This window comes from Armatimonadota bacterium, from assembly GCA_017303935.1.
GTDB lineage: Bacteria > Armatimonadota > Fimbriimonadia > Fimbriimonadales > Fimbriimonadaceae > JAFLBD01.
The window spans coordinates 264,673-289,998 of the sequence record JAFLBD010000001.1; the positions used below are offsets into that span (position 1 = coordinate 264,673).

Consider the following 25,326-nt stretch of genomic DNA (forward strand, 5'->3'; position numbering starts at 1 on the left):
CGGAAAAGCATGAAAATACGTGTACTGTTCGTTTGTCTTGGCAACATCTGCCGTAGCCCTTTGGCCGAAGCCGTTCTCAAGAAAATGGTGGCTGAGCATGGGCTCGAAGACCAAATCCATGTCGATTCGGCCGGTACAGGCAGTTGGCATAGCGGAGAACTTCCTGATCGCCGTGCGCGAGAAACTGCCGCAATTCATGCCGCGCCGATCAACCATCGCGCTCGGCAAATTTCTTCTCGCGACTTCCAAGACTTTGATTACATCATCGGAATGGACCGATCAAACGTCCAAAATATTCGGAATTGGCCTGGTGCGATTCCAGAGAAAATCAGCCTGATGATGGATTGGAGCGAACACCACAAAGGGATGGAAGTCCCGGATCCATATTACGGCGAAATGGATGGATTTGAACAGGTTTACAATTTGCTCGTAGAATCTAACAGTGGTCTTTTGAATCATCTAAAGAATGAGCTCAAAGTCGCCGCGCCCAGTGCCTAAATGAAACCGATCCAGCAACCGTTGCCCAAGCAGTATTCGGAGTTGTCACCCGAAGAATGCGCGAGTCGGATTGACCGCGCAAAGCAGAAACTCGGGCGCGATCTGGTGATTCTTGGGCACCACTACCAACGGGATGAGATCATCGCCCATGCGGATTTCCGAGGTGATAGCTACAAGCTCGCCAAGGACGCGGGCAGTCATCCTGACGCGAAGTACATCGTTTTTTGCGGCGTCCATTTTATGGCCGAGAGCGCAGACATTTTGACCGCAGATCACCAAATCGTGATCTTGCCGAATATGGCTGCGGGTTGCAGCATGGCCGATATGGCCAATTCATTCCAAGTGAAATCGTGCTGGAAGCAACTTCAATCCATTCGGGCAAAGTTCAAGATTATCCCGATAACTTATATCAATAGTGCGGCGAATCTGAAGGCATTTGTGGGAGAGAATGGTGGCGCGGTTTGCACGAGCACCAACGCACCAGGCGTGGTGAAATGGGCGCTTGAGCAAGGTGAAAAAGTGTTGTTCTTCCCCGATCAGCACCTTGGCCGAAATACGGGTGTCAAGCTCGGTTTTGATCCTGAAACTGAGATGGTGGTGTGGGATCCCTTCAAGCCGCTTGGCGGCAACACGCAAGAAGCTTTAGCCGCTGCCAAATTTATCTTGTGGAAAGGGCACTGCTCGGTTCATCAGCGATTCACCGTCGCTCAGATTGAAGAAGCCCGGGCCGTCAACCCCGGTTGCCGGGTGATCGTTCATCCTGAGTGCCCACTAGATGTTGTCCGCGCCGCTGATGAAAACGGAAGTACCGAGCGGATCATCAGGACGGTTACCGAGGCTCCATCAGGATCAACCTGGGCTGTTGGTACGGAGATCAATCTGGTCAATCGTCTTGCCAAGGAGATGCCTGACAAGAAGATTTTCTGCCTCGATCCGCAAATCTGCCCATGCTCGACGATGTACCGAATTCACCCCAGCTTTCTTTGTTGGGCGCTGGAAGAACTCGTCGAAGGCCGCGTGATGAATCACGTCAAAGTGGATTCTGAAGTGGCCCGGCTGAGCAAAATCGCTCTTGATCGGATGCTCGCCATACCCAATTAACTCGAATTGGGTACGGTTGATTTATGCCAATCAAACGGCCACTCAACACTGCGCTCAGCGGAAACGAAATGTACTGTCTTCACCAGAAGGGGATGGAGGCTGGCGAACTGGTCATCGGAAACAGCGTGTGGTCGATGGGATTTGGCGGCGCGCTGAGTGCTGGGCTCAAAACACTCGCGGGCGGTGAAGTTCACGAAGTCACACAGATCATTCACGATGGACGCCAGGCGAGCTTTGATCGTATGTGCGCTTGGACAGACTTGGGTGGCGCGATTGGCATCACTGGCGTAACAAGCGAACTCATTCAGCATGGCGTTGGCATCGAGTTTCTCAGCGTAGGTTCCTGCGTGCATCGCCCCGGCGTCGACGCCGAACACCTTGAGTTCAGCACGAGTGCTGATGGGCAAGATCTCTTCTGCCAGTTGGATGCAGGCTACCATCCGCGTCATTTCGCCTTTGGAAATGTCGCTTATTCGATCGGAATCGGAGGTGGGATTCGGGGTGCATTCCGAAGTTTTGCGCGTGGAGAAGTGCACGAATACAGCGAAATCTTTAATAAAACTCGCCACTTAGCACTGGAGCGGATAAAAAACGATGCAAAGAGGTACGGGGCAAACTGCGTACTCGGCATTAACACATCGATCGTGCCGTTCGGCGGAATGCAAGAGATGCTGATGATTGGCACCGCGTCCACTCACGATCTTTACGGTCAGCACACCTTTGACGATCCGGTGACGAGTGACCTGACTTGCCAAGAGATGTGGAACCTCGCTCAACTCGGATACATGCCCCGCGAACTTGTTTTGGGCGTAAGCGTTTATTCCCTCGGCATCGTGGGCGGATTTTCTGCGTTCTTCAAGTCGTTTTCTCGCGGTGAAATCAACGAGCTGACTTCGCTTGTGTACGAAGCGCGGGAGAACGCACTCCATCACATCAATGTGGACGCCGAGCGAGTGGGCGCGGACGATGTAGTTGGTATCAAAACCTATGTTTACGAGTTGGGTGGCGGCATGATCGAGTTTATGGCGATTGGCACCGCGATTCAGAAAGTCGATGGCATCAAGACTCAGTCGGCACAGCTTCCACCACAGGCGGTGATGCACGATAAGGACACGTTCTTCAACGCTGCCGAAAAGAGCAAGGCAAGAAACCTGAACGACCGCGACTTTTCGCCGACGCCTTAATCCGAGGATCGGCGGCGAGCCTTTGGCCAGGTTTGGACGGCGGCGATTGTTGCCAATCCGGCAATGCTCAATGGCGGCAGATAGGGCGCCTCGCCTCGCTCCTCTTCATGTTCATCGTCATCGTCGGAGTGGGCAGGAGCGACATTCAAACCAAACGGTTTGAGCAAACTCAGCGCTTTCGTTGGCTGGTTTTCGGTGTGCCGCATAAAGCCAATCACGCCGACAGCGATCCCGGCAATAAAGACCACCGTTGCGACTGAGCGCACCGTCCGGTTAGTGGAGATGCCCGCCAAGGCAGCAATGGCGGCGACCAATCCGTAAACCATCGGTATGTAGGCCGCTGAGTCCCGGCGCATCACGAATTGGTGCATCGTCCGAACTTCAACGACAAGCATGATGAAGCTGAATGCAAGGAGCAACATCGTGATGACGTATTTGGTTCGATCGTTCATAGCAATACAAGGTACGTGCGGCGACCGGATTCGACTGCAGCTACTTTGAAAATAGATTGATTGTTTGGTTGACGAGGACGGCCATCAAGTAGGCGAGCGTGGTCATGTAGACGAAGGTGAAAATTGGCCATTCCCAGGTGTTCGTCTCACGTTTGATCGTGGCCAGAGTCGCGCCGCATTGACTGCATAGCGCAAAGAAAACCATGAGCGCAAACGTCGCGCCGGTGGTCAAGAGCGGGCGGCCGTCTGGCCATGTCGCTTCACGCATCGCGCCGCGCAAGTGGTTTGATTCTTCATCTTGGTCGCTGCCCAAGTCAAAGATGATTCCAAGCGAGCTGACGAGAACTTCTCTTGCGGGGAATGCGGCCAATATCGCGGTGCTGATTCTCCAATCGAATCCTGCCGGGGCGAACGCGGGTTCAATCGCGCGCCCAATATTGCCGAGGATTGAGTTCTCGAGCCGCTTCCCATCGACGTAATTCTCTTCGGAGATGACTTCCTTTTGTGCTGTGGACAGGCTAGTGCGGTACTCGGTCAAATAGCGAGCATCGGCTTCGGCGCTACGGGGGAAGTAGAGGAGCCCCCAAATGATCACCGACATGACGATGATGACCGTACCGGCGGTTTGAAGGAACACCTTTCCGCGTCCGACCATCGCGTTGAAAACATCGCGCCATTTGGGCATTTGGTACGGCGGAAGTTCCATTGAGAATGGGAGCTTGTTTGCCCGGAGCACCTTCCGATTGAGGAGAATGATGATCGGAATCGACATGATGACGCCGACTGAGTGCATCGCGAACAGCGTTAATCCCGCAACGACCGGACCATACTTCGGTTCGATAATCGCGCCAATCAGCAGGACATAGACTGGCAGGCGCGCAGAGCATGACATCAACGGCGCAATGAGAATCGTTAGAAGTCGCGATCGGGAATCCGGCATGATTCGCGCCGCCATGATGCCTGGAATCGCGCAGGCAAACGACGACAACAAGGGGATAAACGCCTTGCCGTTAAGCCCACACCAGCTCAGCAACTTGTCCATCAGGAAACTCGCGCGGGCGAGATATCCAGATCCTTCTAGCACCGAAATCAGCCCAAATAGGATCAAGATTTGAGGCAAGAATACGGCAACCCCGCCCACACCAGCAAGAATTCCGTCGACGATCAGCGATTGCAACCACGGTATGGGTGCAAGCATTGCGCTCAACTTGTTTCCAACAAAGTCGAACACGTTTTCGATCACTTCCATGAGTGGTTTCGCTAGTGTGTAAACCGACTGGAAGAGCGCATACATGACAAACAGAAAGAAAACGAGACCAAAAAATCGGTGGGTGAGGAGTTTGTCGATTTTGTCGGTGCGCGACTTCTTTCTGGCGGCTGGATCTTGCTTTACCGAGGCGTGGAATACGCTTTCGGCCCATCGATAGCGATCTTTGATGTCGCTGAATTCGATGGCGGGAGGTGTTTGTCCAGACTCGAGAACCTGCTGGATCGCCATTTTGAGCCTGGCGATTCCTGTTCGCTTATGCGCGACAACAGCGACAACCGGGACGCCGAGCATCTCTTCAAGCTTAGCCAAGTCGACCGACATGCCTCGGCCGCCAAGAAGATCGGTCATCGTGAGGACCACGATGATCGGGGTTTGGAGCTGGATGACCTGTGAGAAGAAGAAAAGGTTGCGCTCCAGATTCACCGCATCGATGGCGACAACCATGATATCGGCTGGGCGCTCACTATCGCTGGTGCCTCGAATCGCCTCTGCGGCGATCTCCTCATCTTTTGAGAGAGCGTTCAGGGTGTACAGACCCGGAATATCGACAATTTCACACTCGATATCGCCTGCTTGAAAGGTCCCGGAGTGCTTTTCGACCGTGACACCGGCGTAGTTGCCGACCTTCGCGTTCATCCCGGTCAGGGCGTTAAATACAGAAGTTTTCCCTGCGTTTGGGTTGCCAATAAGGCCGATCAGCGCCGACTTGCGCCAAACCGAGTTTGGCATTTGACTAGTCTTCGACCTCTACTTCGACATTTTCGAGTTCGCTCTTTCGCAAGCAGAGGCGACATCGCCTGAATTCGACTTCGATCGGATCGCCCAAAGGTGCCTTTTTCACCACCGAAATCTCTGTTCCAGGGCACATGCCCATTTCCTGAAGCCGGAGCGCACACTCGTCTTCGCAGAGGTACCGCACGACCTTTGCCTTTGTGCCAGGACTAACTTTGGACAGGTTCTTCTTGTCGCTCATTTCAGTGAGAAACTCTAGGTTAAAGGTACCTTATGACTAGGTTCACTACGAGCGAAAAAACGGAATTCCCGCGTAGAAATTTGAAAATGTTGAATGAAAAGTATAGATTGAGGAATTTCGAGCTAAAGAACCGGTTCGCCCTTGCTCCGATGACCACTTATTCAAGCTCGGAAGAGGGCTACATCACCGACGAGGAGCTGCAATTCATTGAATCGAGGGCCAGAGATGGCTACGGCATGATCCTTTCCGCCGCAAATTATGTGCACCCGTGGGGGAAGGCGTTTACGGGTCAATGGAGGGGGGATATTGATGAGGCGATCGAGAGGAACTTTGTTCCGTTCGCCCAGATCTGCAAGAGATACGGAGCAGCCTCTGTTCTCCAGATTCATCATGGCGGCCGGATGGGCAAAGCGGCGTTATCCGGAAGGTTGCTCTCAGCATCCGCAATACCTGCGCTTCGCCCGGGAGCCGAGACTCCAGAAGAGATGACTCGTGAGGAAATCCTGGAAACGGCGGCTTCGTTTGGCGCAGCAACAAGGCGTGCACGACTCGCCGGTTTCGATGGAATCGAGATTCATGGGGCGAATACTTACCTGCTCCAGCAATTCGTCAGTCCCCATTCGAATCGGCGCGAGGATGAGTACGGAAAGGACAAGTTCCTGTTCGCCAAACAAGTCATCAAAGAAGTTCTTGCGGAGCGCGGCGAGATGTTTGTGGGCTATCGATTGTCTCCGGAGGAGATCGAAACGCCTGGTATTCGAATCGAGCAGACTTTGCGCTTCGTTGAAGAATTGTGCAATTTTGATATTGATTACTTACACTTATCTACTCGAGATTTTCGGATGAAATCTGCAATGGATGGCACCGATGAACCGATTGTCCAAACGGTTTTACGGCAGATTGATGGGCGGAAACCACTGATGATCGTTGGCGGCATTCGTACAAAGTCCGATTTGGACGAAGCGGCGCGCACTGGCGCCGAGTTTGTCGCAATTGGACGGAGCGCACTTACCGATCCGAATTGGCTCAATAAGATCAATGCAGGCGAGGAGCCAATACACAAACTCCCGCGAAAGGATATCCACGAGCGAACGCTGATTCCAAACAAACTCGTCGAAAAATTGATTGGAATCCCAGATTGGGTGGAAAGGGAAGAAGCCGATTCTGCCGAAATAGAAGATTAGTGATCACCGGAATGTTGCGATGGATTGGGATTGCGGTGCTGTTCGTTTGGATGGCGATCATTCCAATCCGCGCACAGACCACTCCGAAACCAAAAGTGCTCTTGTTCTGGAGTGTGGAATGCCCGGTCGCAGAATCCTATACGCACAAGATCAACCAGATCACTCAGATTTACTCGGCAAAAGGGGTCGCTTTCGAAGCGATCTTTAGCCAAGACGGTGAGACCGCCAGAGTTGTGGAGTCGGTCCTTAGGAAGCGCGGGCATTCTTGGAATTGGCGCATCGACCCTAAGGCGAAAGAAGCCTATCAATATGGAGTCATTCGAGTGCCGACAGCCGTTGTTTTGAGCCCGAACGGCGAGCTAATTTACTTCGGCGCGATCGACGATGCTCCCACACAAACCACATCCAGCACTAACTATTTGACCGATGCGCTTGATTCTGCGCTGGCTGGAATGCCTGTCACAATTACCAGGACAAAATCGAACGGGTGCTTGATTTCTTTGCCGGATGTCAAGGAAACGCTCGAAGGGATGAATTACGCGCGAGATGTCGAGCCAATTCTGGCTCAACATTGCCTTCCTTGCCACCAGCCAAACGGGGTTTCTCCGATCCGGCTAGACCGCTATGAAGATGTTCGTCGCTGGGCACCGATGATCCGCGACACGATGGCGACCGGGAAGATGCCCCCATATCTTCGGACTGATATGGTGGGAGTGGTGAACCGCCCTCACGTGATTCCAATTGAAGAAGTCGAAATCATCAGACAATGGGTATTACAGGGCCGGGCAAGCGGATTTGGCGAACCCAGTTTTCGGGGAAGAAAGGCGCCAATCGCGCCGCGGTCCGCAGTCCAACTTGGAAAGGTTGTCGTACCCAGCGGCGGAGTGATCTATCGAACAGAACAGAAGTTCGTCGCTCCTGTTGGTAGCTTCCGGGGGGTGCATCTCGATACATTGGTGCCGAGCGGTTGGCGGATGGCCGATCTGATCAACGAGTCTGGGGAGTGGCTGGCGAGTTGGACCGCCGGGCAGCCCGATCCAGCGAGGGCGTTTCAATTTAAACCGGGCGAAAAACTGAGTCTGCGATTGACCTATCGGCAGCGTGTCGCAGCCTACACTGATCGACCGACATTGCACTTCTACAAGTCCGAAACCGTTCAGCCGTACCTGGAACCAAAGCTGGTGAGCTTGGGGTCCGGCGAAGTCATGGTCACGAATCTTCTTTCTGGCGCCGAACTCAAAGCAACATGGACCATCCAACAGTCGGGCCAGCTCTATGCGATTCTTCCTTGGTTGAACAGCACTTACATGGACTCTGTATTTTGGTTGCAGACTCCGGGCCGAGAGCCGAGCCGATTGTTTGATACCCATCAGATCACTGAGGCGTGGCCAGTGCAGTATCAATTGATGCGGCGCCCCAGAGTCAATCCTGGTGACGTGATCATTTGGACGGCAAGCGTCAAGGCTGCCGTGCCGAATGAAAAGGCGATTCTAGATCGTCAACCGCCACAGCTTGAGATAGCGATTCGACCTTAGCGCTTGACTTTATATAGGTTCAAGTCGCCTGGCTCGCCGACTTTTATCGAAAGGCTCCAGTCGCTAACCACGAGCTTTGGGTTTCTCTCGCCGGGCAAGACGATGCTTTCTTGCACCTGATACCTGGCGAGATCACCATCACTGGTGATGCTGAGGCTGTATTTGCCAGAGACATCTGCGCGAGGATATTCGCGCCAGTTCCCGACGATGACGCCCGATTGACCAGCAGCAGGTGCAGTGTCGTTCAGCCAACCGACGGTTGCCAATTGTTCCGCGCGAAACTTCAAATATTCCTTCTTACCGATGAGAATATCGAGCGCCGGGGACCGGTCGATTAGGCTCGCTGATGCCGCAGTGTAAACCTCTTGGATGATCGACTGAATTCCGTTACGCCATTGCGGTTCATACATTCGCTGGCCTGGTTTCGACAGGGAATTTGGTGGGACTTCGTAGGTCACCAATTGACCATCAGCGGCAGTAATGTTGACCTTCGGATCGCCGAGCTTTGTCTGCCGAATATAAAGTTTGTCTGGGCGTTGGAACTGCACATAAGTCTGGATTTCGGACTTGTTCTGCTCGAAGGTCTGGCGAAAGGTGATTGTTCCGTACAGAGCTTTGGCCGAGGAGTAGCGCGCCAGCATTTTGGAGACCATTGCAGCCGGGGATTGAGCTGGTGCTTGGACCAGAATCTGCGAAGCGAGGATGAGAGAAACCATGGTTTTGACTTAGTGGGACTTCCAAACGACATCTTCGACGCCGGCCAGGAGATTCGCGATCCGGGCGGCGACGAACAACCAGTCAGAAAGACGGTTTAGAAATTTGAGAGGTTCGGCGCATTCGTCCAACGATTCCTGTAGCCGAATCAATTCTCGTTCAGCACGTCGACAAGTCGATCTTGCGACATGCAGTTCGGCAGCTAGTGCGCATCCGCCGGGGAGGATGAAATTCTTGAGCGGTGGAAGGCGGTCCGTGAAAGCGTCCATTTCAGACTCAAGAGTCTCGATCTCTTCTGATGTGATCCCGATCTTAAAGTGAGGCGAGCCTTGGGGTGTTGCGACCTGCGCTCCGATTTGGAAAAGTTGATTTTGAATCCGGAACAGATAAGAGTCGAGTTCGGCTCCTTTCGATTCACACCGGCATCGGCCGAGCTGGGCGTTTAGCTCGTCAATCACGCCTAGCGCCATGATTCGGTCGCTACTTTTGGAAACGCGACTGCCGCCGATGAGACCAGTGGTGCCTTTGTCCCCGGTTTTAGTATAAATTTTCATTTCTTCTCCTTGAGCGCTAGGACAATGAAGCGAGGTAGCGCGGTGAGTTTTTTGAACTTGTATGGATTTAGAATAGATCTCCACAACCATTCCAGGTGCAGTTTTTGGATGACTTTTGGGGCACGCTTCGTTCTTCCGCTGAAAACATCAAGTGAGCCACCCACTCCAACAGCGATTGGAGCTTGGATCACGTTCATCGTTGAGAGGATAAAGCGTTCTTGCCGTGGCATCCCCATCGCGACAAAAAGCACATCCGGTTTTTCGATTGCTATCTCTTCTGCGACTTTGGCATCTTCATCTGGCTTGAAGTAGCCATGCCTAGCGAGGACGATATTACAGCCGGGAAACCGTTTCTTCAAATTATCCGCTGCGAGCTCGGCGACCCCAGGTTCACCGCCGACGAAGGCGATTCGGTAGCCGTGTTTGACGCTGAGGTCGCACAGCCTTTCCACCAAGTCCACCCCGGTGACTTTGGGCACAATTGGGTGTCCTTTGCGCCGAATGGCCCATTGCAAACCCGATCCATCGACAGTCACGAACTTTGCGGACTTCATTTCCGTCAAAAAGCGTGGATCGTCGTGAGCAATAACCAAAGCGGTTGCGTTCGCGGTGACGACGAGACTTGGTTCTCTTGAAGCGATTTGAGCTTGAAGCAGCGCCAAGGTTTGCTCCATGTCGAGCAGCGAAACGTCGACACCCAGAATGTGTACTGAATTTGGATTGGGATGGACGGTCTGGGCAACCATGATCGCGGGTGCTGGGATTGTACCTGCGGGACTGGTAATTGCCTCATCAGTAGAGATGCTCGGATTTTAAATAAATCAAGACAAAAATGTTGGAATTTAGAAAAATTCGTGCTATAGTCGTCCGTTAGCGCTTGGATTGACCACCAAAAAGGTTGACCAAGCAAATTTTCCCAAGCAATCCATTTAGGAGAATCTAAAAACCCGTAATGCGCAATCGAAAAGCCTTCACCCTGATCGAATTGCTCGTGGTCATCGCGATCATCGCGATCCTCGCAGCCATTCTTTTCCCAGTTTTTGCTTCGGCCCGAGAAGCCGCTAAGAAGACTCAGTCCATCAACAACGCCAAGCAATTGACGCTCGGCGCCATCATGTACAAGGACGAAAACGACCAGTGCTTCGCACAGAGCATCTACGATGCAACCGGTGCTAACTACAATGCAACCGCTGGCGTCAGCGTTTTCACTCCAGGTGCTGCAACCCGAGCTTTCGCAGCTTATGATGCCACCATGCCTTACCTTAAGAACACCGATATTCTTAAGAGCCCAGCTGAAGGCGACGCCATCAAGTGGAAGGAAATCCTGAACGCTTTGGCAGGCACTCAGCCAGCAGGCACTATCACCCGAGCAGGCTACGGCTTCAACTTCGCAGTTTTCGAAGATCCAGCTGTTGCTCCATCGCTCGGCGGCGCCGACCCAGTCTGCGCTGAAGGCGTGATCGACGATCCAGTCAACACTGTCCTCTTCTTTGAAGCTAAGTACACTTCGCAAGGCCAACGCCCAACAATTCCAAACGCTGAAAAGACCAACACCACTTGGTGGACCAAGTGGAGCCAAAAGTGGACCAGCGCTGGCGGAACTCTCGCCCGAATTGGTGGCTATGCTCAGCCAACTTCGCCGTTCAACCGATTTAATTTCGGTGGCGTTTCGCGATACGGCGACAACTGCGTTGTCAGCTTCACTGACGGCCACGCAAAGGTCTTCCGCTACAACGCTGTAATTCCAGGCACCGCTGCCGACCTGTACACCACTGGTTCCCCAGCTACCTTGCCGGTTTACAACCTGCCATACGACCTCAACGGTATTCCAAACTACTCTGCTGAACCAAGCGAGTAATTTCGAAACATCGTGAAGAACAAATCCCCTGGCAATTCGCCAGGGGATTTGTTTGTTTATCGATGAGCCAAAACGAATCTTGATCTCGTAGGGATAAAATAGAGCTACACGAACATGCCTACCGTCATCCGTTTGAAGGTTCATCGCCAGACATCCAAGGGCGCGCCGATCCACCTTGATGTTTTCGAGATTCCGTATCGAGAGAACATGAATGTGATCTCCGCCTTGATGGAGGTCCGAAAAAATCCGGTAACGATCGAAGGCAAGCACGTCGCACCGCCAGTTTGGGATGCAGCCTGCCTCGAAGAGGTTTGCGGCTCATGCACAATGAACATCAACGGCGGCATCCGCCAAGCGTGCAGTGCGTTGATCGACGATGTCGCATTGAAGATGGGTGACTCGTTGGAAGTCACGTTGGAGCCGATGAAGAAGTTTCCATTGGTTCGTGACCTCAGTGTTGACCGATCGAAGATGTTCGAGAACCTGATCAAGGTTAAGGCCTGGGTGCCAATCGACGGTTCTTATGACCTTGGCATGGCTCCTGCCCAGGACGATCACGTGCGCCAACTTCGATATGCTCTGAGCCGCTGTATGACATGCGGCTGCTGCATGGAGGCCTGCCCACAGGTTAACGAGTCCTCTGAGTTTGTTGGCCCCGCAGCAGTGGGCCAAGCACTGCTTTTCAACCTCCACCCAATCGGGAAGTCGCTTGAGGAAGATCGGTTTGACTATCTGACGAGCAGCGAAGGAATCACAGGGTGTGGCAACGCTCAAAACTGCGTCAAGGTTTGCCCAAAGGGAGTTCCGCTAACGGTCGCGATCGCTCGTACAAACCGAGACACCACCATCTTCAAACTCAAGAAGTGGATGGGATTCGCCGGTAGCGAAAAGTAATTCTGCATTTTGAGTTCAATTCCCCTATAGAATTGCCGTTCCGATCCGATAACCCAATTGTGCCCTAGTAGAAACGCGGGCATGGGGAACCACGGATCGGCTCCTCTAAACAGTGCAAGGACGCGCGGGGATTGGAATCTACCGTGCAGATATTACAAGGACTTTTTGGTTCACATATCAACAATTTGGGCAAGGCGCTGGAGCGAACCTCCATGCGTCACGAGTTGGTATCTAACAACCTCGCGAACGTCAACACACCAAATTACAAGCGAAAGGACATCGATTTCAGCATCGAAATCGAGCGCGCCAACGATCGATTTAGCCTGAACAAGCATCAGCTTGGCGATAAGGGCATTCAAATTACCGAAGGAAGCATCCGGCGCGATGGCAACAGCGTTGATCTCGAATCTGAAGTTGTTGCGCTAGCCGAAACCGACCTCCACTACCGAATGCTCTCAGAAATGACTGGCCGGTACTTCTCTGGACTCAAATCAGTGATCCGGGAGGGCAGATAATCCATGAATATCGGTCGAGCCATGCGCGTGAGCAGCTCAGGCATGAGCGCTGAACGGTTCCGAATGGACGTTATCAGCGGCAATATCGCCAACGCAAACTCTGTCAACAAGCCAGGTCAACCTGAGATTCGACGCCAAAGTGTGGTGCTACAAGGCACTCAGAATGGCGTGAAGATCTTGGAAATCCAACAGGACAAAAGTCCTCTACGCCGCGAATACGATCCAAACAATCCCGCAGCGGTCAATGGTTGGGTGACCTACACGAACATCAATCCAGTTTTTGAAATGGTGGATATGGTCGGCGCAAGCCGAGCCTACGAAGCCAACTTGGCGGCATTCAACTCCGCCAAATCAATGTACGCCGCCGCCTTGAACATAGGAAAAGCAGCGTAAAGACGAAACCTAAAGCGAGACAAAATCCATGCGCATCGATAATGCGACACCGAACCTAAAGATCCAAGATCATCTCAACAGCCAACTCAAAGGCGATAACGGCGATGATTTCGGGGACATGCTGATGGACGTCATGAAGGAAGTGAACCAGGCTCAAAACGATAGCCGCGGTAAGCAAGAATCTTTCATGGCGGGTCAGTCGGTGGATGTGGACGATCTGATGATCTCGATGGAGCGCGCCAGCGTGTCAATGCAATTGACCATGCAAGTGCGCAACAAGGTGCTCGAAGCCTACCAAGAGATGATTCGGATGCAGGTTTAGTGCTTAGCTAGATCTGTCAGGGACATGACCATCGGCGGAACAAGGAAGTTGTTCGCCGACCATGGGCAATATTGTTGAAAGATTAAAAGATTGGTGGTTGGGGCTTGATAAGTCTCAGCGCCCCGTATGGATGCTTGGAGCTGGCGTCCTGACTGTGCTTCTCATTGGCGCAGTTGTTTTTGCTGGTCGTCCAAACATGTCGATGCTCTTTGGAGGGTTGTCCCCTCAAGACCAAGGCATGATTGTCGAAGAACTCAACAAGCTCGGCATTCCCGCGGATTACGACGCGAACGGTAACGTGATGGTGCCGAGCAACAAGGTGAACGAAGCTCGCGCAAAACTCGCCGTTGCCAAGAAATTGCCTCAGTCTGGGAATCTGGGATACGGCACGTTTGATTCGATCAACATGACGACCTCGCCAGCAGTCGAGCGCGAGAAGATCAAGAGCGCGATCGAAGGCGAATTGGCCAACACTCTCCAAAAGTTTCAAGGAATCACCGCCGCGCGGGTCCATCTTGCCCTGGGTGACGATTCCCCATTTGCGCAGGAACGCACTCCCGCTACGGCAAGTATTGTGATCTCAGAGGACTCCAGCGCAAGGCTGACCCCGGATCAAGCCCAGGCGATTGTTCGCCTCGTTCAATTCGGCGTCCGTGGACTTGACCAAAAGAACATTACCGTGGTCACCGACAAAGGGAACATGCTGTTTGACGGCACCCTGGATGGAACGACAAATGGTGCCGCGAGCACAAAGATCGCCGCCGAGAATGAAGAAGCGATTCGACGTGAGCGCGACCTTCAACAGAAACTCGACTCCGTTTTTGGATTGGGTAACACACGCGTTCAGATCCCGATTTTGAAGCTGAATTTTGACAAGATCAGCGAAGATAGCATCGAGCGCGGCCCGAGCAAGAAGCCAGTGGTCAGCGAAACGGTTGAAGAAAAGATGGGTAACGCGGATGGCGGAGCAGAAGGTGCTGCGGGCGCAATCTCCAACACCCAGCAACCAGCCGATTCGCTCTCGAACCAATCAAAGAATTATTCAGGAACTCAAACCCGCGAAGAGTTCGAGACCAATGAAAAGCGAACAACGATTCAGAAAGGCTCTGGCGATCTTGAGAGGATGTCCATCAACGTGATGGTGAATAGCGCGGTCATCAAGGACGTTGCGCCGATCGAACAGATCGTTGCGGGCTATCTTGGCCCTCTCTCGACCGATTCAGACAACTTCAAGGCGACGGTAACCGCGGTTGAATTTGACGCTAGTCAGAAGAAGGCCGCTGAAACCGCAACCGCCGCCGCCGCTCGAACGAGCCAAATGCAGCAGATGATTTCGATGTTGCCGATTGTTGCTCTTCTCGTCGTTGGATTCTTGGTTGCGAAGTCGATTGGAAAGTCGGCCGCGCCAAAGATGGGACAGCAGGTCGAAGTTGCCCTCCCAGGAGTTGGAACCATTGCCTTGCCGATGTCCACGATTGAGAGTCATCCGGAACTGCGAGAATTGGCCCAGGCACCAGGCTTCACGCCGACCGCTCCGATGCCACAAAACCCCACCGAACAAGTGATTGATATCGTGGGTGGTAGTGAACTTGCGCAAGCACTTCATGCCTTGGCTGCAACCGGACAAACAGAACTTCATGTGGATGACATTCCCGACAAGGTGAACATTCCGCTGGAGCAGATCAAGAAAATGGCGATTAGCAAGCCCGATGCCGTGGCTAAGTTGATCAAGACCTGGATTTTGGAGGAACGACGATGAGAAAGCAAAACAGCGAATTAGGCACACGGCGCAAAGCCGCCATCATGCTCACTCTTCTTGGGCCTCAAGAAGCCGCCGCAGTGATTAGTCATCTTAACGAAGAAGAAATTGAACTGTTGGCGCTGGAGATTGCCCGGCTGGAGCGAGTCACTGCGGAAACCCGCGAGCAGATCATCAACGAGTTTCACCAGATGGCCACCGCGCAAGAGTACATCTCCGAAGGCGGTGTGGACCAAGCCAAGAAGCTCCTCGAATCCGCATTGGGTGCCGAAAAGGCTGAGATGATGATCCGAAAGATCACCAATGCAATGCAGGTGGTGCCGTTCGAATTCTTGAAGCGTGCGGACCCAGCGCAGGTACTCAGCTTTATCCAAGATGAACACCCGCAGACGATTGCACTGATCCTGGCTTACATGCCGATGAACCAGTCCGCGAGTATCTTGACGAAGCTACCTACCGAGCTTCGAGCCGAAGTCGCCGAGCGAATCGCAATGATGGAGCAAACTCCGCCAGAAGTTATCCGTAGGGTCGAACAGGTTTTGGAAAAGAAGGTTTCCAGTCTGATTTCGAGCGACATGTCGAAGACCGGCGGACCAAAGATGTTGGTGGATCTTCTCAACCGAGTGGATCGTTCAACCGAGCGATTGATCTTGGACAACCTTGCAGACAGCAATCCAGAACTTGCTGATGTGATCAAGAACATGATGTTCGTGTTCGAAGACATCACCGGACTGGACGACCGCGCGGTCCAAGCGATCTTGAAGGAAACGGATGTGAAGGACTTGGGTACGGCACTCAAGGGTACTTCGCAGGAAGTGCAAGAGAAGATTTTCAAGAACATGTCGGAGCGTGCGGTGAACATGCTCAAGGAAGACATGGAGTTTATGGGACCTGTGAAGCTCCGCGTCGTCGAAGAAGCTCAGCAGAAGATCGTGGCGATCATCCGCCGATTGGAAGAAGCTGGAGAGATTCAGGTCGGACGAAGTGGCGAGGAAGAAATCCTTGTCTAAGAGGATCTTGAAAAATGGGGAAGGTCAGATTAGCTCGGGCACTCATGTCTTTCAGCAAATGCCCGGTGATTCCGGCAGCCGCAAGAAAGTCACGCCGCGAGAACAACTCGAAAGAGAAGCAGCGGAGCTAAAGCGGCGAGCCGAATCGGATGGATTTGAGTCCGGCTACGCCAAAGGCGTTATCGAGGGCAAGGCGATTGGTCATCAAGAAGGTCTGGAGCTTGGGCGGCTTGAGGCCATCCAGAAGCACGAGGCAGAGCTTGATCTGGTCATGGCGCAGTATCGCCAGGAGCTTCAGCAGGCGAACGAGGCTATCGAAACCGCTCTGGCGCACTGGTTCCAGAAGGCTGAGAGCGCAGTCGCGGAAGTCGCGACGACCATTGCTCGACGGATCATGGACCGCGAGTTAGAACTTCATCCTGAGCAGATTTTGGAGATCGTTCGAACCGGAATTGGTGAAGTTCGCCAGGCAAAGGGGGTCAAAGTTCGGCTCAATGCGCCCGGTGCGAAGATTCTCAGCGATCAATTGGAGCCGTTCCTCAAGAGCATTCAAGGCCTGGACCGACTGGTTGTCGTCGCAGACCCAACGATCGAAGGGGGGTGCATCATCGAATCTGAATCCGGTTCTGTGGACGCAACTTTTGAGACGGTTTTTGAGCTACTCGACGGAGAGGCCGCATGATTCAGCTCGAAGTCGATCCACAGTTTTCCGCGTTGAAGAATCGCGCAAGCAACGCTCCGATTCACCGCCATTTTGGCCGGGTGACCAAGATTGTTGGCTTGGTGATCGAGGCCGAAGGCCCGGCGGTACACATCGGCGATGTTTGTACGATCGAAGTCGGCGAAGGCCAAGAACTATTCGCCGAAGTTGTCGGGTTTAGAGATTCTCGGACGCTCCTGATGCCTCTCGGGGAAATGGTAGGCGTTCGGGCAGGATGCTTGGTCAAGAGCCTCGCCCAAACTCTGAGCGCGCCGATTGGCAACGGGCTTCTCGGACGAGCGCTCGATGCACTTGGAAACCCGCTGGACGGAAAAGGTCCGGTGGATGCTTCGAGTACGACGCCGGTCCAAGCCTCTCCACCGAACGCGCTTGACCGAAAGATGATTCAAGAACCGTTCTCCACAGGAGTTCGAGCGATTGACGGTGTCTTGACCATGGGTGTTGGTCAGAGAATGGGCATTTTCGCGGGATCGGGGGTTGGAAAGTCCACCCTATTAGGCATGATCGCGCGAAACTGCACTGCCGACGTCAACGTGATCTGCCTGGTCGGTGAGCGTGGTCGTGAAGTCCGAGAGTTCATGGAGAACGATCTGGCGGAAGCACTCGATCGCTCCGTTGTGATCTGCGCCACTAGCGATGAACCTGCGCTACGGCGAGTGAAGGCTTGCTTTGTCGCTACGGCGATTGCCGAGAGCTTCCGAGATCAGGGCCTCAACGTTCTGTTTATGATGGACTCGGTGACACGCTTTGCCATGGCTCAGCGAGAAGTCGGACTGGCCGTCGGCGAACCGCCGAGCACCAAGGGTTACACTCCGAGCGTTTTCGCCATGTTGCCGAGGCTTATGGAACGCACTGGATGTGGGGTTGAAGGGGCAATCACAGCGATCTACACCGTACTTGTGGACGGTGACGACACCAATGAGCCGATCGCGGACGCAGCTCGTTCGATTTTGGATGGCCACATCGTTTTGAACCGAAAGCTGACCAGCCGTGGGCACTATCCACCGATTGACACACTCAACAGTTTGAGCCGTGTAATGCCGATGGTGACCGATCGAGAGCATGTTCAGGATGCAGCGCGACTCCGCGAATTGCTGGCTGCCTATGCCGATGTCGAGGATTTGGTGAGTATCGGTGCTTACAAATCTGGGACGATCACTATCAGCGATGAAGCGATTCGAAAGTGGGATGGCATCAACAAGTTTTTGCGACAAGACAAGCTCGAAGGTTCGGATTATCAAAACACCAAAACCGATTTGGAGGCGCTGATTCGTGCGTAAGTTTCGGTTTCGCTTGCAGTCGGTGCTGAACTATCAGCGACGACTGGAGGAAGAAGCCAAGGCTGCGTATCAAGCGGCCATGTCAAAGAGAATTGAGATTGAAATGGAAATAAACAACTTAGGAATTCGGCGGGATATCGAACTGGCTCGTCCGATCGCAGGACTTGAATCGCTTCTGACCCTCACGCACTATGTCGATCGGCTGGACCGCGAACGGGGCGATCTTGAAATCGCTCAGGACATTTTGCTTCAAGAGGAAGAAGCGGCAAAGCTTGCTTGGATCGAGGCGCGAAAGTCCGCAGAAGCCATTGAAAAGTTGCGAACAAAGCAACTGGAAGAATATCAGCTCGAAGCGTCGCGAGCCGAGCAGCGCGATCTTGACGAATGGGCGATCACAAGGAGAGCGGCGTAAATGAGACTTCTACCTCTAGGGCCGGCTGGTGTCAACCAGCGAATTGCCGAATTGGAAGCAAAAATCTCTTCTCTTGGAGGGCGCGACAAGCAGAACTCGTCGACACTTGCGCCGGTCGCTCCGGTCGGGCAATCCGAATTTGAAGGTGCTCTGGGCGGTGCAATAGGTAACGCATCGGGGCAGATCGCACCTTTGCGACCAAACATGGGTGAATTGATGCCGACCAACGAACTCTCGGCAACCACCTTCCGCCCGATGATCCAAGCGGCGGCAGAAAGGCACGGGGTGGACCCACAACTCCTTGAGGCGCTAGTGAGTGTTGAAAGCAATTTCAATCCTAGGGCAACCTCCGGGGTCGGAGCGGCTGGTCTCACACAGCTGATGCCTGGTACGGCGAGAGCGCTCGGAGTGACGGACCCATACGATCCTCAACAAAGTTTGAACGGAGGAGCAAAGTATCTCAAGCAGATGCTGGATCAGTTCGGCGATTTGCCAACGGCTCTTGCTGCCTACAACGCTGGACCAGGAAATGTCCGCAAATACGGGGGAATTCCGCCGTTTGCTGAAACACAAAACTACGTACAAAAGGTGCAGTCAAAGTACGGGATTCTCGCCTCAAATACTGGTCAATCGCGATGATTGAGCCGAAAATGAACTAAGCGATGGCGAAATCCAAAGGCAAGATGATTCTGATTCTTCCCGTGCTGCTGATCTTGATCGGTGGTGGGGTTTTTGGTGCCGCCAAGATGGGGATGATCAAAATCCCAGGCATCACGCCGAAAAAGCTGGTCGGAATGTACGGCAACAGCAAGATGTATGGCGACTCAAAAGACCCAAAGCTCGCCACGGATACCAAGCCGAAAGAAGCTCCGGCGCCAAAAACAAAACCGAAGCCTGTCGCCAAGAAGCCCAAGCCCACAGAAAGAATCGACCCTGCCCTTGGAGAAGAAGCGGTGGCAGAACTGTGGTCATCAATGGACCCGCCAAAAGTCGTCGCGATTTTGGCCGACTGGGACGATACTTCTGCAGCTAAAGTACTCCGCAATATGGATGCCAAGAAGTCGGCTGCAATTCTCACTTTGCTGGACACAAAGCGTGCTAGCAAGATTACAAAGCAGATTCAAATTCAGTCTTCCCGCGTCGCACTCAATTAATTGCGTCAAAATTGGGGTTGCGATGACGACCGTAACCGATTGGAGAGAAGCACCCACGGCCGAACTCGCCGTGCTTGGCGATCCGATCAGCCATTCTTGGTCGCCGAAAATGCAATCTGCAGCCCTAGCAAACCTGGGAATTGATGATCGGTACGTCGCGATTCGAGTACCACTTTCTGAACTCATTCCGGCACTAAATCACCTCAAATCAATTGGCTACAAAGGTGTCAATCTCACTTCACCGCTGAAGCAAGCCGTCCACGAATGGGCCAATCTCGACGAATTCGCCAGCCGGTGCGGCTCCGCCAACACGGTTCGGATGAGCGACCGAAAGGGGACGACTACGGATGGGATCGGGGTGGTAAACGCCATTCGTCATTATGGGATCCCTGCCGGCAACCGGGTATTGCTTTTGGGAGCTGGTGGAGCGGCAAGAGCTGCCGTCACTGCGCTGAGTGAAACCGGAAATTTCGAGGTCAGCGTCTGGAACCGCTCAAGGGCCAACGCCGAGAAGATGCTGGCTGAGGTCCGTTCTAATGCCCGCCTTCTGGACGCACCGGACACCGACGGATTTGATGTCGTGCTTAATGCCACTTCGGCCTCTCACCAAGGCTCCCACATCGACATTCGATGGTCCGGCTCGGTTCGGCTGGCGATGGACATGGCCTATGGCGAGCAACCGACAGCATTCGTGAGTGACGCGACCAAGCACGGAATCCATGCCGTTGATGGGCGATATATGCTGGTTTATCAGGGAATAGTTGCACTTAAATTCTGGTATGGGGAGATCGATCCCGATCCCGAAGTCATGTTGAAAGCGGTGAACGCATGAATCTGATTGACGACTCCAAAGCGTCGATTAGGCTCGCGGCAGAAGCTCTTCGGGCTGGCGAGTTGGTGGTGGTACCGACCGAAACGGTTTACGGATTGGCTTGTGATGCCAGCAATACCGACGCCATCCGCAAGGTCTTCAAGGCCAAAGGACGCCCGACATCAAATCCGTTGATCGCCCACGTTACTGGCCGGACGATGGCAGATCAACTCGTCGAGCAGTGGACGAAGATTGGTGCCCAACTCGCAGATGCGTTTTGGCCGGGCCCGATGACATTGGTGCTCCAAAAACGGTCCACAGTCTCAGACTTGCTGACCGCGGATGAACCCACAATTGCCGTCCGTTGCCCGGCACACCCAGTCTTTTTTGAGTTGATTCGCGAGTTTGGCGGACCGGTTGCCGCTCCTAGCGCAAATTCATACACGAGGCTTTCGCCGACCTCACTCACGTTACTTGAGCCGCGAATTCTGGAATCGGTGGCTTACGCGATTGACGGAGGCCCTTGCCAAGTCGGCATTGAATCGACGGTGGTCGATTGCACTGGCGATCGACCGATTGTCCTACGACCGGGAATGGTCTCTGCGGCGCAAATCGCATCGGTTGTCGGTTCAGAGCCAGATGTTCATTCTTCTGCTTCTCGGCGATCACCGGGCACCGCCAAGGAGCACTATCGCCCTTCGCGTCCAGTCCGAATCGTGCATCATCTTCAGCCGGGAGAAGTTGGGCTTTCATTCCATCGGGAGGCACCGGGGCAAATTTTGATGCCAATGGATGCTGTAGCCTATGCGCGCCGATTTTATGCAGCACTAGCAGAGGCGGACTTATTCGAGACGCACGAAATTCGCGTTGAAGCTCCTCCTAAAGAGCCGGAATGGGCCGCGATTTGGGATCGTCTGAGTCGGGCGGCTACCGCTTCGGATTTGCCCTAAAGAACTTCCACATGACTTCGGCGGTGTTGATCGGACCAGCCGAATTGCTCCAGTCGTGCTTCCAGCCAGTCAGGCTATAGAAGCTCACGCTCGCCCTGGCTCCCACATAGCTGGTGTGGGAATAGTTCGTCAATTTGGTGACCACAGGGGGAGACTTGATCCCTACCTTTGAGGCCCACCATTTGGCGGCGTCCGGCGCGGAAATTCCAGCAACGAGTGCCTGATCCTTTGGATCGTAGGCCACAACGTTATCTGCGGTGCCGTGTACGAAGATCGCCGATACCGGTCGCTTCGGAACATCGACGTAAGTAGGTTTGGTGCGGCCACTCGCCACCAATCCGGAAGCGGCGCCGATCGCCGCGATGGTTTCGGAGTATTTTCCACCTAGAGCGGCGGACATCATTGCACCATTCGAGTGCCCGCAGACATAGATTCGCTTCGGATCAACGGGATATTCGGACTTTGCACGTTTGAGCAGTTCGCCAAAGTAGCCGAGATCATCCACGCCAGCTCGGCCAAGATTGATAAATCCGCAATTCCAGGCTTGTGGCTTGCCATAGCCTTCTGGCGCCATCAAGATGAATCCTTCGCGCTGCGCCAGTTTCTCGAAACCGGAGTAGCCCATGATGTTCCTGGCATTTCCTGTGAAGCCATGAATCAATATGACAAGCGGGAGCTTTTTGCCAGAAGTGATCGCCTGTGGAAGGGTCACGACGCACTCTCTGTTCTCAGTTGCGAATTGAAAATCTAGCTTCGATAAGCCGGGAGCGAGCTTGGGCGATCCCGAAACAATCAGGCTGAGCAAAAGGGAATTGATCATGATGTTGTGCCTATTTTGCCCAAAGCTTCCACGCCGCCATCATCTTGTCTTGCGGGGTTGTTCGGGCTCGCAGATTGAGCACATCGTACCCATTTAATTCGATTTTCTCAAGAATTTTGGAATAGAGCTCGCGAGCGAGCGCGACGCCAAATCGCACTTCTTCACCGAGCATCGGAATTGCGGCATCGGAACGGTCGAATAACTGCCTCGCACGATCTATCTGGAACTTCATCATCCTGATGAATTCAGGCGACACGTTTGACCCGGCAATCATCGACTCGGAGACATTGAATTCTTCCAGCTCAGCCTGCGGAATGTAGATTCTGCCTCGGGCATAGTCTTCGCCGACATCGCGCAAGAAGTTCGTGAGTTGCATCGCTTCTCCAAGAGCGGTCGCGCCTTCGATGGTTTCGGGTGTCAGATCGGCTTCGAGTACGTAGAGCATCATCAAGCCGACAGCAACTGCGCTTCCTCGCATGTAGTTTTGCAATTCAGCATAGGTCTTGTAACGACTGACCGTCAGATCGGACTCCATCGCATCCAGGAATACGGTGGGTTCTTCGAGCGGAATTTTGGTTTCGCGCAGCACGTCGGCAAAGGCGCGCAGCGAAGGAAAGGAGGGTGGAACGCCGTAGTGCGCGGCCATTAATTCCTGCCTGTACTGCCGCAGAAGGTTCGCCGAGTCCTCCGCAGAAAGAGTTCCAGGATTGTCCACCCATTCGTCAGGAACGCGAACAAAACCATAGACGGCATCCACCCGCCGGCGCACTTCCTTGGGCAATCGCCGAGAAGCAAAGTAATAAGTCGTCCCGAACTTACGGTGGAGCCTGGAGCATTCAAGAAAGTCGGATTCGGATGCAAACGGCATTACTTCTTTCCAAACTTACTACGCATATCCCAGCGTTCGTTGACGTCTTTGGTACCGTGAACGAGCACCGGTAATTCAGGAATCATGTTAGCACGTGATCGCGCGATTTCCAGCGCTGCGACGAGGCCATCTCTCGGGTCTTGATCCTGTTTGATTGCTTCCCCGAAGTGCAAAATTGCCTCAGGACGTTCGTGCATCGAAAGCTCGTAGTAAATTCCGACAGGAATCAGCGTCAAGTCTGGCACCGCCTTCTGGATCAGTTCAATCGCTCCACCGAGCGGCAGAATTTCAGGAGGGCGATGCAGTTGTTGCTCCGCAAACAGCACTAGGGAAGTCCCACTTTTCATCAAGCGAATTGTTTCTCGGATCGTTTTGAACCGAACCTCGGGGCGATCGAGAGGAAAGGGCATTCCGCCGATTTTTGCAAACTGAGGAAAGCTGTCGAACTCTTGAATCCAATCGACAGAAACCTTTTTGAGCTTCGTGATGGCATGGAACATCAGGTAGCCATCGTGCCAGCCGTGATGGGTGCAAATGAAGATCACAGGGCCGGGCGGCATCGCCGGTTCGTTCCAATACACCGTATGGAATCTAGCCCGGACGGTGTTGCGGATCATTTTTCCGACGAGTTTTCCAACGATCCCTTGTTCCTGCCCCACAAGAATGCCTCTACGATTCTAGATTCAATACAGTTGCCAAGCTCGGTAAACTCTCACCTATGCTCACCAAGGACCTAGAAAACTTTGTAGAACAATTGCGGTCCTTGGTTCGGAACCAAGATTCTGGCGTCATTACGGAATCGCTAGAAGGCATTTTGCCCGAAGACCTTGCTGAAGGTGTGTCGCGGCTCCAGTCGGACGAAGCGATCACGATTCTAAGCGCGCTTGACCCGGAAGTGGCGGGCTATGTTTTAGTGGAACTCCCCACCGAGACAGCGCGGGAGATCATGAACGAGCTCCCGGACTACGCCTTGGCGCACTACCTCGATGTGCTGCCGATGGACGACGCGCTCGAACTGCGAGAAGAGCTTGGTCCTGAGCGGTTTGAAGATCTCCTCGAGATCATTCCAAAGGAAGACGCGCAAGAGCTTCGACGATTGCTGGCGTATCCCGAAGGCACCGTCGGGCGGTTGATGACCGAGCGCTTCTTTGAAGTTTCTCCCGAAACAACCGTTTCGCAATTGTTGGAAGACATTCGAAACGCTTCCGATGAAAAGTACGAGACAGTCAACGACATCTATGTGCTCTCGCAGGATCGGCACTTGCTCGGGGTGTTCAGCCTCCGAAAGGCGATCCGCTCGCCACTTTCGACGCCAGCGTCTGAACTGATGCGCGAGGAAGTTGTGACATGCAATGCCTCCGATACGGCAGAAGCCTCCGCGCGGTCCATGGCGAGATATGGATTCTATGCGCTACCAGTTTTGGATGGACGTGGACGAATTGTTGGCATCTTCACGGGTGACGACGCTCAGACCGTTCTGCGCGAAGAAGAAACCCGCGACATTGAAAGTTTGGGTGCGGTTTCGGGTGATGCGGAGCCTTACTTGTCGATCGGCGTCTTAAAAATGGCTTGGAAGCGACTGCCTTGGCTCTTCGCACTGTTCATCGCTGAGACGGCCACGGGTTCGGTCATGCGTCGATACGGTGGCGACGGCGCAATCGCTGGATATCTATTCTTCTTGCCACTGATTCTTGGCGCGGGTGGGAACAGCGGCTCCCAAGCCACGACGATGATCACTCGTGGTCTGGCGGTGGGTAATGTTCGCACAAAAGATTGGCTGCTGATCGCCAGAAAGGAATTCCTCACTGCCTTGATCGTGGGCACCTCATTGGGACTAGCTGGCATGCTGAGGTCGATTTTTTGGGGGGCAGAACCCGCGCTGATGTACTCCATTGGCTGTGCGCTCCCCGCCATCGTGCTCTGGGCGACCGCAGTCGGCGGATTGCTTCCGCTGGGAGCGAAGCGACTCGGCATCGACCCCGCCGTGATGAGCGCGCCGTTCATCAGCACCTTTGTCGATGCGACAGGTTTGATCATCTATTTTGAGATCGTGAAAGCATTTTTCGGCGGAAAATTGCCTATTTGACCGCAAGC

General features: G+C 53.6%; 29 protein-coding genes. 20 read left to right on the forward strand and 9 right to left on the reverse strand.

Going from position 1 to position 25,326, the window contains the following annotated elements; translation table 11 throughout:
- Nucleotides 1-9: 9 nt before the first annotated feature.
- From J0L72_01235 to J0L72_01245, 3 genes are read left to right on the forward strand one after another with little or no spacing between them, the layout of a single operon-like run.
- The gene (locus tag J0L72_01235) at nucleotides 10-498 is read left to right on the forward strand and encodes a low molecular weight phosphotyrosine protein phosphatase (protein ID MBN8689394.1); all 489 of its coding nucleotides are present in this window, start codon (nucleotides 10-12) and stop codon (nucleotides 496-498) included.
- Nucleotides 499-1,599 carry a quinolinate synthase NadA gene (gene nadA, locus J0L72_01240; GenBank protein MBN8689395.1) on the forward strand — a complete coding sequence of 367 codons (1,101 nt, stop codon included), beginning with the start codon at nucleotides 499-501 and terminating at the stop codon, nucleotides 1,597-1,599.
- A gap of 23 nt (nucleotides 1,600-1,622) precedes the next feature.
- Nucleotides 1,623-2,783, forward strand: a complete 1,161-nt coding sequence (locus J0L72_01245) for a heavy metal-binding domain-containing protein (GenBank protein ID MBN8689396.1) — start codon at nucleotides 1,623-1,625, stop codon at nucleotides 2,781-2,783.
- Here the strand turns inward: J0L72_01245 and J0L72_01250 are convergent.
- The 3 genes from J0L72_01250 to J0L72_01260 are packed head-to-tail and all read right to left on the reverse strand — an operon-like array spanning nucleotide 2,780 to nucleotide 5,478.
- On the reverse strand, nucleotides 2,780-3,235 hold the full coding sequence (locus J0L72_01250) for a hypothetical protein (protein MBN8689397.1): 456 nt from the start codon (nucleotides 3,233-3,235) through the stop codon (nucleotides 2,780-2,782). The genes J0L72_01245 and J0L72_01250 overlap by 4 nt on opposite strands.
- A 40-nt stretch (nucleotides 3,236-3,275) precedes the next feature.
- Nucleotides 3,276-5,234, reverse strand: coding sequence for a ferrous iron transporter B (locus J0L72_01255; GenBank protein MBN8689398.1), 1,959 nt, complete (start codon nucleotides 5,232-5,234; stop codon nucleotides 3,276-3,278).
- Nucleotides 5,235-5,238: 4 nt separating this feature from the next.
- Nucleotides 5,239-5,478: a ferrous iron transport protein A gene (locus J0L72_01260; GenBank protein ID MBN8689399.1), complete on the reverse strand. Its 240-nt coding sequence runs from the start codon at nucleotides 5,476-5,478 to the stop codon at nucleotides 5,239-5,241.
- Between the two features lie 107 nt (nucleotides 5,479-5,585).
- On the opposite strand from J0L72_01260, the gene J0L72_01265 reads away from it, so the two are divergent.
- A complete protein-coding gene (locus J0L72_01265; protein MBN8689400.1) occupies nucleotides 5,586-6,662 on the forward strand; it encodes an NADH-dependent flavin oxidoreductase in 1,077 nt (358 codons plus the stop codon).
- A complete protein-coding gene (locus J0L72_01270) occupies nucleotides 6,662-8,197 on the forward strand; it encodes a hypothetical protein (protein MBN8689401.1) in 1,536 nt (511 codons plus the stop codon). Before J0L72_01265 ends, J0L72_01270 begins: the two co-directional genes overlap by 1 nt.
- Here J0L72_01270 and J0L72_01275 read toward each other — a convergent pair.
- From J0L72_01275 to J0L72_01285, 3 genes are read right to left on the reverse strand one after another with little or no spacing between them, the layout of a single operon-like run.
- Nucleotides 8,194-8,913, reverse strand: a complete 720-nt coding sequence (locus J0L72_01275; protein MBN8689402.1) for a hypothetical protein — start codon at nucleotides 8,911-8,913, stop codon at nucleotides 8,194-8,196. The two genes, J0L72_01270 and J0L72_01275, sit on opposite strands and share 4 nt — an antisense overlap.
- Nucleotides 8,914-8,922: 9 nt before the next feature.
- Nucleotides 8,923-9,465: a cob(I)yrinic acid a,c-diamide adenosyltransferase gene (locus J0L72_01280; GenBank protein MBN8689403.1), complete on the reverse strand. Its 543-nt coding sequence runs from the start codon at nucleotides 9,463-9,465 to the stop codon at nucleotides 8,923-8,925.
- Nucleotides 9,462-10,211, reverse strand: coding sequence for a WecB/TagA/CpsF family glycosyltransferase (locus J0L72_01285; protein MBN8689404.1), 750 nt, complete (start codon nucleotides 10,209-10,211; stop codon nucleotides 9,462-9,464). The genes J0L72_01280 and J0L72_01285 overlap by 4 nt, the downstream gene beginning before the upstream one ends.
- Before the next feature lie 206 nt (nucleotides 10,212-10,417).
- On the opposite strand from J0L72_01285, the gene J0L72_01290 reads away from it, so the two are divergent.
- The 14 genes from J0L72_01290 (at nucleotide 10,418) to J0L72_01355 (ending at nucleotide 21,544) form a co-directional block, all read left to right on the forward strand.
- Nucleotides 10,418-11,323, forward strand: a complete 906-nt coding sequence (locus tag J0L72_01290; GenBank protein MBN8689405.1) for a prepilin-type N-terminal cleavage/methylation domain-containing protein — start codon at nucleotides 10,418-10,420, stop codon at nucleotides 11,321-11,323.
- Nucleotides 11,324-11,437: 114 nt separating this feature from the next.
- Entirely contained in the window at nucleotides 11,438-12,217 is a 780-nt protein-coding gene (gene sdhB / locus J0L72_01295; GenBank protein MBN8689406.1) for a succinate dehydrogenase iron-sulfur subunit, read from the forward strand.
- Between the two features lie 143 nt (nucleotides 12,218-12,360).
- A complete protein-coding gene (gene flgB, locus J0L72_01300) occupies nucleotides 12,361-12,732 on the forward strand; it encodes a flagellar basal body rod protein FlgB (GenBank protein ID MBN8689407.1) in 372 nt (123 codons plus the stop codon).
- A gap of 3 nt (nucleotides 12,733-12,735) precedes the next feature.
- Nucleotides 12,736-13,125: a flagellar basal body rod protein FlgC gene (flgC, locus tag J0L72_01305; protein MBN8689408.1), complete on the forward strand. Its 390-nt coding sequence runs from the start codon at nucleotides 12,736-12,738 to the stop codon at nucleotides 13,123-13,125.
- A 28-nt stretch (nucleotides 13,126-13,153) separates the two neighbouring features.
- Nucleotides 13,154-13,447 carry a flagellar hook-basal body complex protein FliE gene (gene fliE, locus J0L72_01310; GenBank protein MBN8689409.1) on the forward strand — a complete coding sequence of 98 codons (294 nt, stop codon included), beginning with the start codon at nucleotides 13,154-13,156 and terminating at the stop codon, nucleotides 13,445-13,447.
- A 61-nt stretch (nucleotides 13,448-13,508) separates the two neighbouring features.
- A complete protein-coding gene (gene fliF, locus J0L72_01315; GenBank protein MBN8689410.1) occupies nucleotides 13,509-15,206 on the forward strand; it encodes a flagellar M-ring protein FliF in 1,698 nt (565 codons plus the stop codon).
- Nucleotides 15,203-16,216 carry a flagellar motor switch protein FliG gene (fliG, locus tag J0L72_01320; protein MBN8689411.1) on the forward strand — a complete coding sequence of 338 codons (1,014 nt, stop codon included), beginning with the start codon at nucleotides 15,203-15,205 and terminating at the stop codon, nucleotides 16,214-16,216. Before fliF ends, fliG begins: the two co-directional genes overlap by 4 nt.
- A 7-nt stretch (nucleotides 16,217-16,223) precedes the next feature.
- Complete coding sequence (locus J0L72_01325) at nucleotides 16,224-16,898, forward strand: hypothetical protein (protein MBN8689412.1); 675 nt, start codon at nucleotides 16,224-16,226, stop codon at nucleotides 16,896-16,898.
- Nucleotides 16,895-18,217, forward strand: coding sequence for a FliI/YscN family ATPase (locus J0L72_01330; protein MBN8689413.1), 1,323 nt, complete (start codon nucleotides 16,895-16,897; stop codon nucleotides 18,215-18,217). Before J0L72_01325 ends, J0L72_01330 begins: the two co-directional genes overlap by 4 nt.
- Nucleotides 18,210-18,629 carry a flagellar export protein FliJ gene (gene fliJ, locus J0L72_01335; GenBank protein MBN8689414.1) on the forward strand — a complete coding sequence of 140 codons (420 nt, stop codon included), beginning with the start codon at nucleotides 18,210-18,212 and terminating at the stop codon, nucleotides 18,627-18,629. The genes J0L72_01330 and fliJ overlap by 8 nt, the downstream gene beginning before the upstream one ends.
- Entirely contained in the window at nucleotides 18,630-19,268 is a 639-nt protein-coding gene (locus J0L72_01340) for a lytic transglycosylase domain-containing protein (GenBank protein ID MBN8689415.1), read from the forward strand.
- 23 nt (nucleotides 19,269-19,291) lie between these two features.
- Nucleotides 19,292-19,783 carry a hypothetical protein gene (locus J0L72_01345; GenBank protein MBN8689416.1) on the forward strand — a complete coding sequence of 164 codons (492 nt, stop codon included), beginning with the start codon at nucleotides 19,292-19,294 and terminating at the stop codon, nucleotides 19,781-19,783.
- A gap of 22 nt (nucleotides 19,784-19,805) precedes the next feature.
- The gene (locus tag J0L72_01350; protein ID MBN8689417.1) at nucleotides 19,806-20,615 is read left to right on the forward strand and encodes a hypothetical protein; all 810 of its coding nucleotides are present in this window, start codon (nucleotides 19,806-19,808) and stop codon (nucleotides 20,613-20,615) included.
- Nucleotides 20,612-21,544 carry a threonylcarbamoyl-AMP synthase gene (locus tag J0L72_01355; GenBank protein ID MBN8689418.1) on the forward strand — a complete coding sequence of 311 codons (933 nt, stop codon included), beginning with the start codon at nucleotides 20,612-20,614 and terminating at the stop codon, nucleotides 21,542-21,544. The genes J0L72_01350 and J0L72_01355 overlap by 4 nt, the downstream gene beginning before the upstream one ends.
- On the opposite strand, the gene J0L72_01360 is transcribed toward J0L72_01355, so the two are convergent.
- Genes J0L72_01360 through J0L72_01370 form a run of 3 tightly spaced genes read right to left on the reverse strand, consistent with a single transcriptional unit; the run spans nucleotide 21,522 to nucleotide 23,849 of the window.
- The gene (locus tag J0L72_01360; protein ID MBN8689419.1) at nucleotides 21,522-22,364 is read right to left on the reverse strand and encodes a hypothetical protein; all 843 of its coding nucleotides are present in this window, start codon (nucleotides 22,362-22,364) and stop codon (nucleotides 21,522-21,524) included. The two genes, J0L72_01355 and J0L72_01360, sit on opposite strands and share 23 nt — an antisense overlap.
- 10 nt (nucleotides 22,365-22,374) lie before the next feature.
- Nucleotides 22,375-23,232 carry a phytoene/squalene synthase family protein gene (locus J0L72_01365; GenBank protein ID MBN8689420.1) on the reverse strand — a complete coding sequence of 286 codons (858 nt, stop codon included), beginning with the start codon at nucleotides 23,230-23,232 and terminating at the stop codon, nucleotides 22,375-22,377.
- On the reverse strand, nucleotides 23,232-23,849 hold the full coding sequence (locus J0L72_01370; GenBank protein MBN8689421.1) for a 1-acyl-sn-glycerol-3-phosphate acyltransferase: 618 nt from the start codon (nucleotides 23,847-23,849) through the stop codon (nucleotides 23,232-23,234). Before J0L72_01370 ends, J0L72_01365 begins: the two co-directional genes overlap by 1 nt.
- Nucleotides 23,850-23,950: 101 nt before the next feature.
- Here J0L72_01370 and mgtE point away from each other — a divergent pair, with 101 nt between their 5' ends.
- Nucleotides 23,951-25,318: a magnesium transporter gene (mgtE, locus tag J0L72_01375; protein MBN8689422.1), complete on the forward strand. Its 1,368-nt coding sequence runs from the start codon at nucleotides 23,951-23,953 to the stop codon at nucleotides 25,316-25,318.
- Nucleotides 25,319-25,326 lie beyond the last annotated feature (8 nt).

What these genes read in the sequence shown, in the direction of transcription:
- J0L72_01280 (MBN8689403.1), bottom strand. Translation starts at nt 9,465, where the DNA reads ATGAAAATTTATACTAAAACCGGGGACAAAGGCACCACTGGTCTCATC.
- J0L72_01235 (MBN8689394.1), top strand. Translation starts at nt 10, where the DNA reads ATGAAAATACGTGTACTGTTCGTTTGTCTTGGCAACATCTGCCGTAGC.
- J0L72_01260 (MBN8689399.1), bottom strand. Translation starts at nt 5,478, where the DNA reads ATGAGCGACAAGAAGAACCTGTCCAAAGTTAGTCCTGGCACAAAGGCA.
- fliF (MBN8689410.1), top strand. Translation starts at nt 13,509, where the DNA reads ATGGGCAATATTGTTGAAAGATTAAAAGATTGGTGGTTGGGGCTTGAT.
- J0L72_01345 (MBN8689416.1), top strand. Translation starts at nt 19,292, where the DNA reads ATGGCGAAATCCAAAGGCAAGATGATTCTGATTCTTCCCGTGCTGCTG.
- J0L72_01340 (MBN8689415.1), top strand. Translation starts at nt 18,630, where the DNA reads ATGAGACTTCTACCTCTAGGGCCGGCTGGTGTCAACCAGCGAATTGCC.
- mgtE (MBN8689422.1), top strand. Translation starts at nt 23,951, where the DNA reads ATGCTCACCAAGGACCTAGAAAACTTTGTAGAACAATTGCGGTCCTTG.
- J0L72_01350 (MBN8689417.1), top strand. Translation starts at nt 19,806, where the DNA reads ATGACGACCGTAACCGATTGGAGAGAAGCACCCACGGCCGAACTCGCC.
- J0L72_01370 (MBN8689421.1), bottom strand. Translation starts at nt 23,849, where the DNA reads ATGATCCGCAACACCGTCCGGGCTAGATTCCATACGGTGTATTGGAAC.
- fliE (MBN8689409.1), top strand. Translation starts at nt 13,154, where the DNA reads ATGCGCATCGATAATGCGACACCGAACCTAAAGATCCAAGATCATCTC.
- J0L72_01355 (MBN8689418.1), top strand. Translation starts at nt 20,612, where the DNA reads ATGAATCTGATTGACGACTCCAAAGCGTCGATTAGGCTCGCGGCAGAA.
- J0L72_01360 (MBN8689419.1), bottom strand. Translation starts at nt 22,364, where the DNA reads ATGATCAATTCCCTTTTGCTCAGCCTGATTGTTTCGGGATCGCCCAAG.
- fliG (MBN8689411.1), top strand. Translation starts at nt 15,203, where the DNA reads ATGAGAAAGCAAAACAGCGAATTAGGCACACGGCGCAAAGCCGCCATC.
- J0L72_01290 (MBN8689405.1), top strand. Translation starts at nt 10,418, where the DNA reads ATGCGCAATCGAAAAGCCTTCACCCTGATCGAATTGCTCGTGGTCATC.
- J0L72_01285 (MBN8689404.1), bottom strand. Translation starts at nt 10,211, where the DNA reads ATGGTTGCCCAGACCGTCCATCCCAATCCAAATTCAGTACACATTCTG.
- J0L72_01250 (MBN8689397.1), bottom strand. Translation starts at nt 3,235, where the DNA reads ATGAACGATCGAACCAAATACGTCATCACGATGTTGCTCCTTGCATTC.
- sdhB (MBN8689406.1), top strand. Translation starts at nt 11,438, where the DNA reads ATGCCTACCGTCATCCGTTTGAAGGTTCATCGCCAGACATCCAAGGGC.
- flgC (MBN8689408.1), top strand. Translation starts at nt 12,736, where the DNA reads ATGAATATCGGTCGAGCCATGCGCGTGAGCAGCTCAGGCATGAGCGCT.
- J0L72_01275 (MBN8689402.1), bottom strand. Translation starts at nt 8,913, where the DNA reads ATGGTTTCTCTCATCCTCGCTTCGCAGATTCTGGTCCAAGCACCAGCT.
- J0L72_01330 (MBN8689413.1), top strand. Translation starts at nt 16,895, where the DNA reads ATGATTCAGCTCGAAGTCGATCCACAGTTTTCCGCGTTGAAGAATCGC.
- J0L72_01365 (MBN8689420.1), bottom strand. Translation starts at nt 23,232, where the DNA reads ATGCCGTTTGCATCCGAATCCGACTTTCTTGAATGCTCCAGGCTCCAC.
- J0L72_01245 (MBN8689396.1), top strand. Translation starts at nt 1,623, where the DNA reads ATGCCAATCAAACGGCCACTCAACACTGCGCTCAGCGGAAACGAAATG.
- J0L72_01255 (MBN8689398.1), bottom strand. Translation starts at nt 5,234, where the DNA reads ATGCCAAACTCGGTTTGGCGCAAGTCGGCGCTGATCGGCCTTATTGGC.
- nadA (MBN8689395.1), top strand. Translation starts at nt 499, where the DNA reads ATGAAACCGATCCAGCAACCGTTGCCCAAGCAGTATTCGGAGTTGTCA.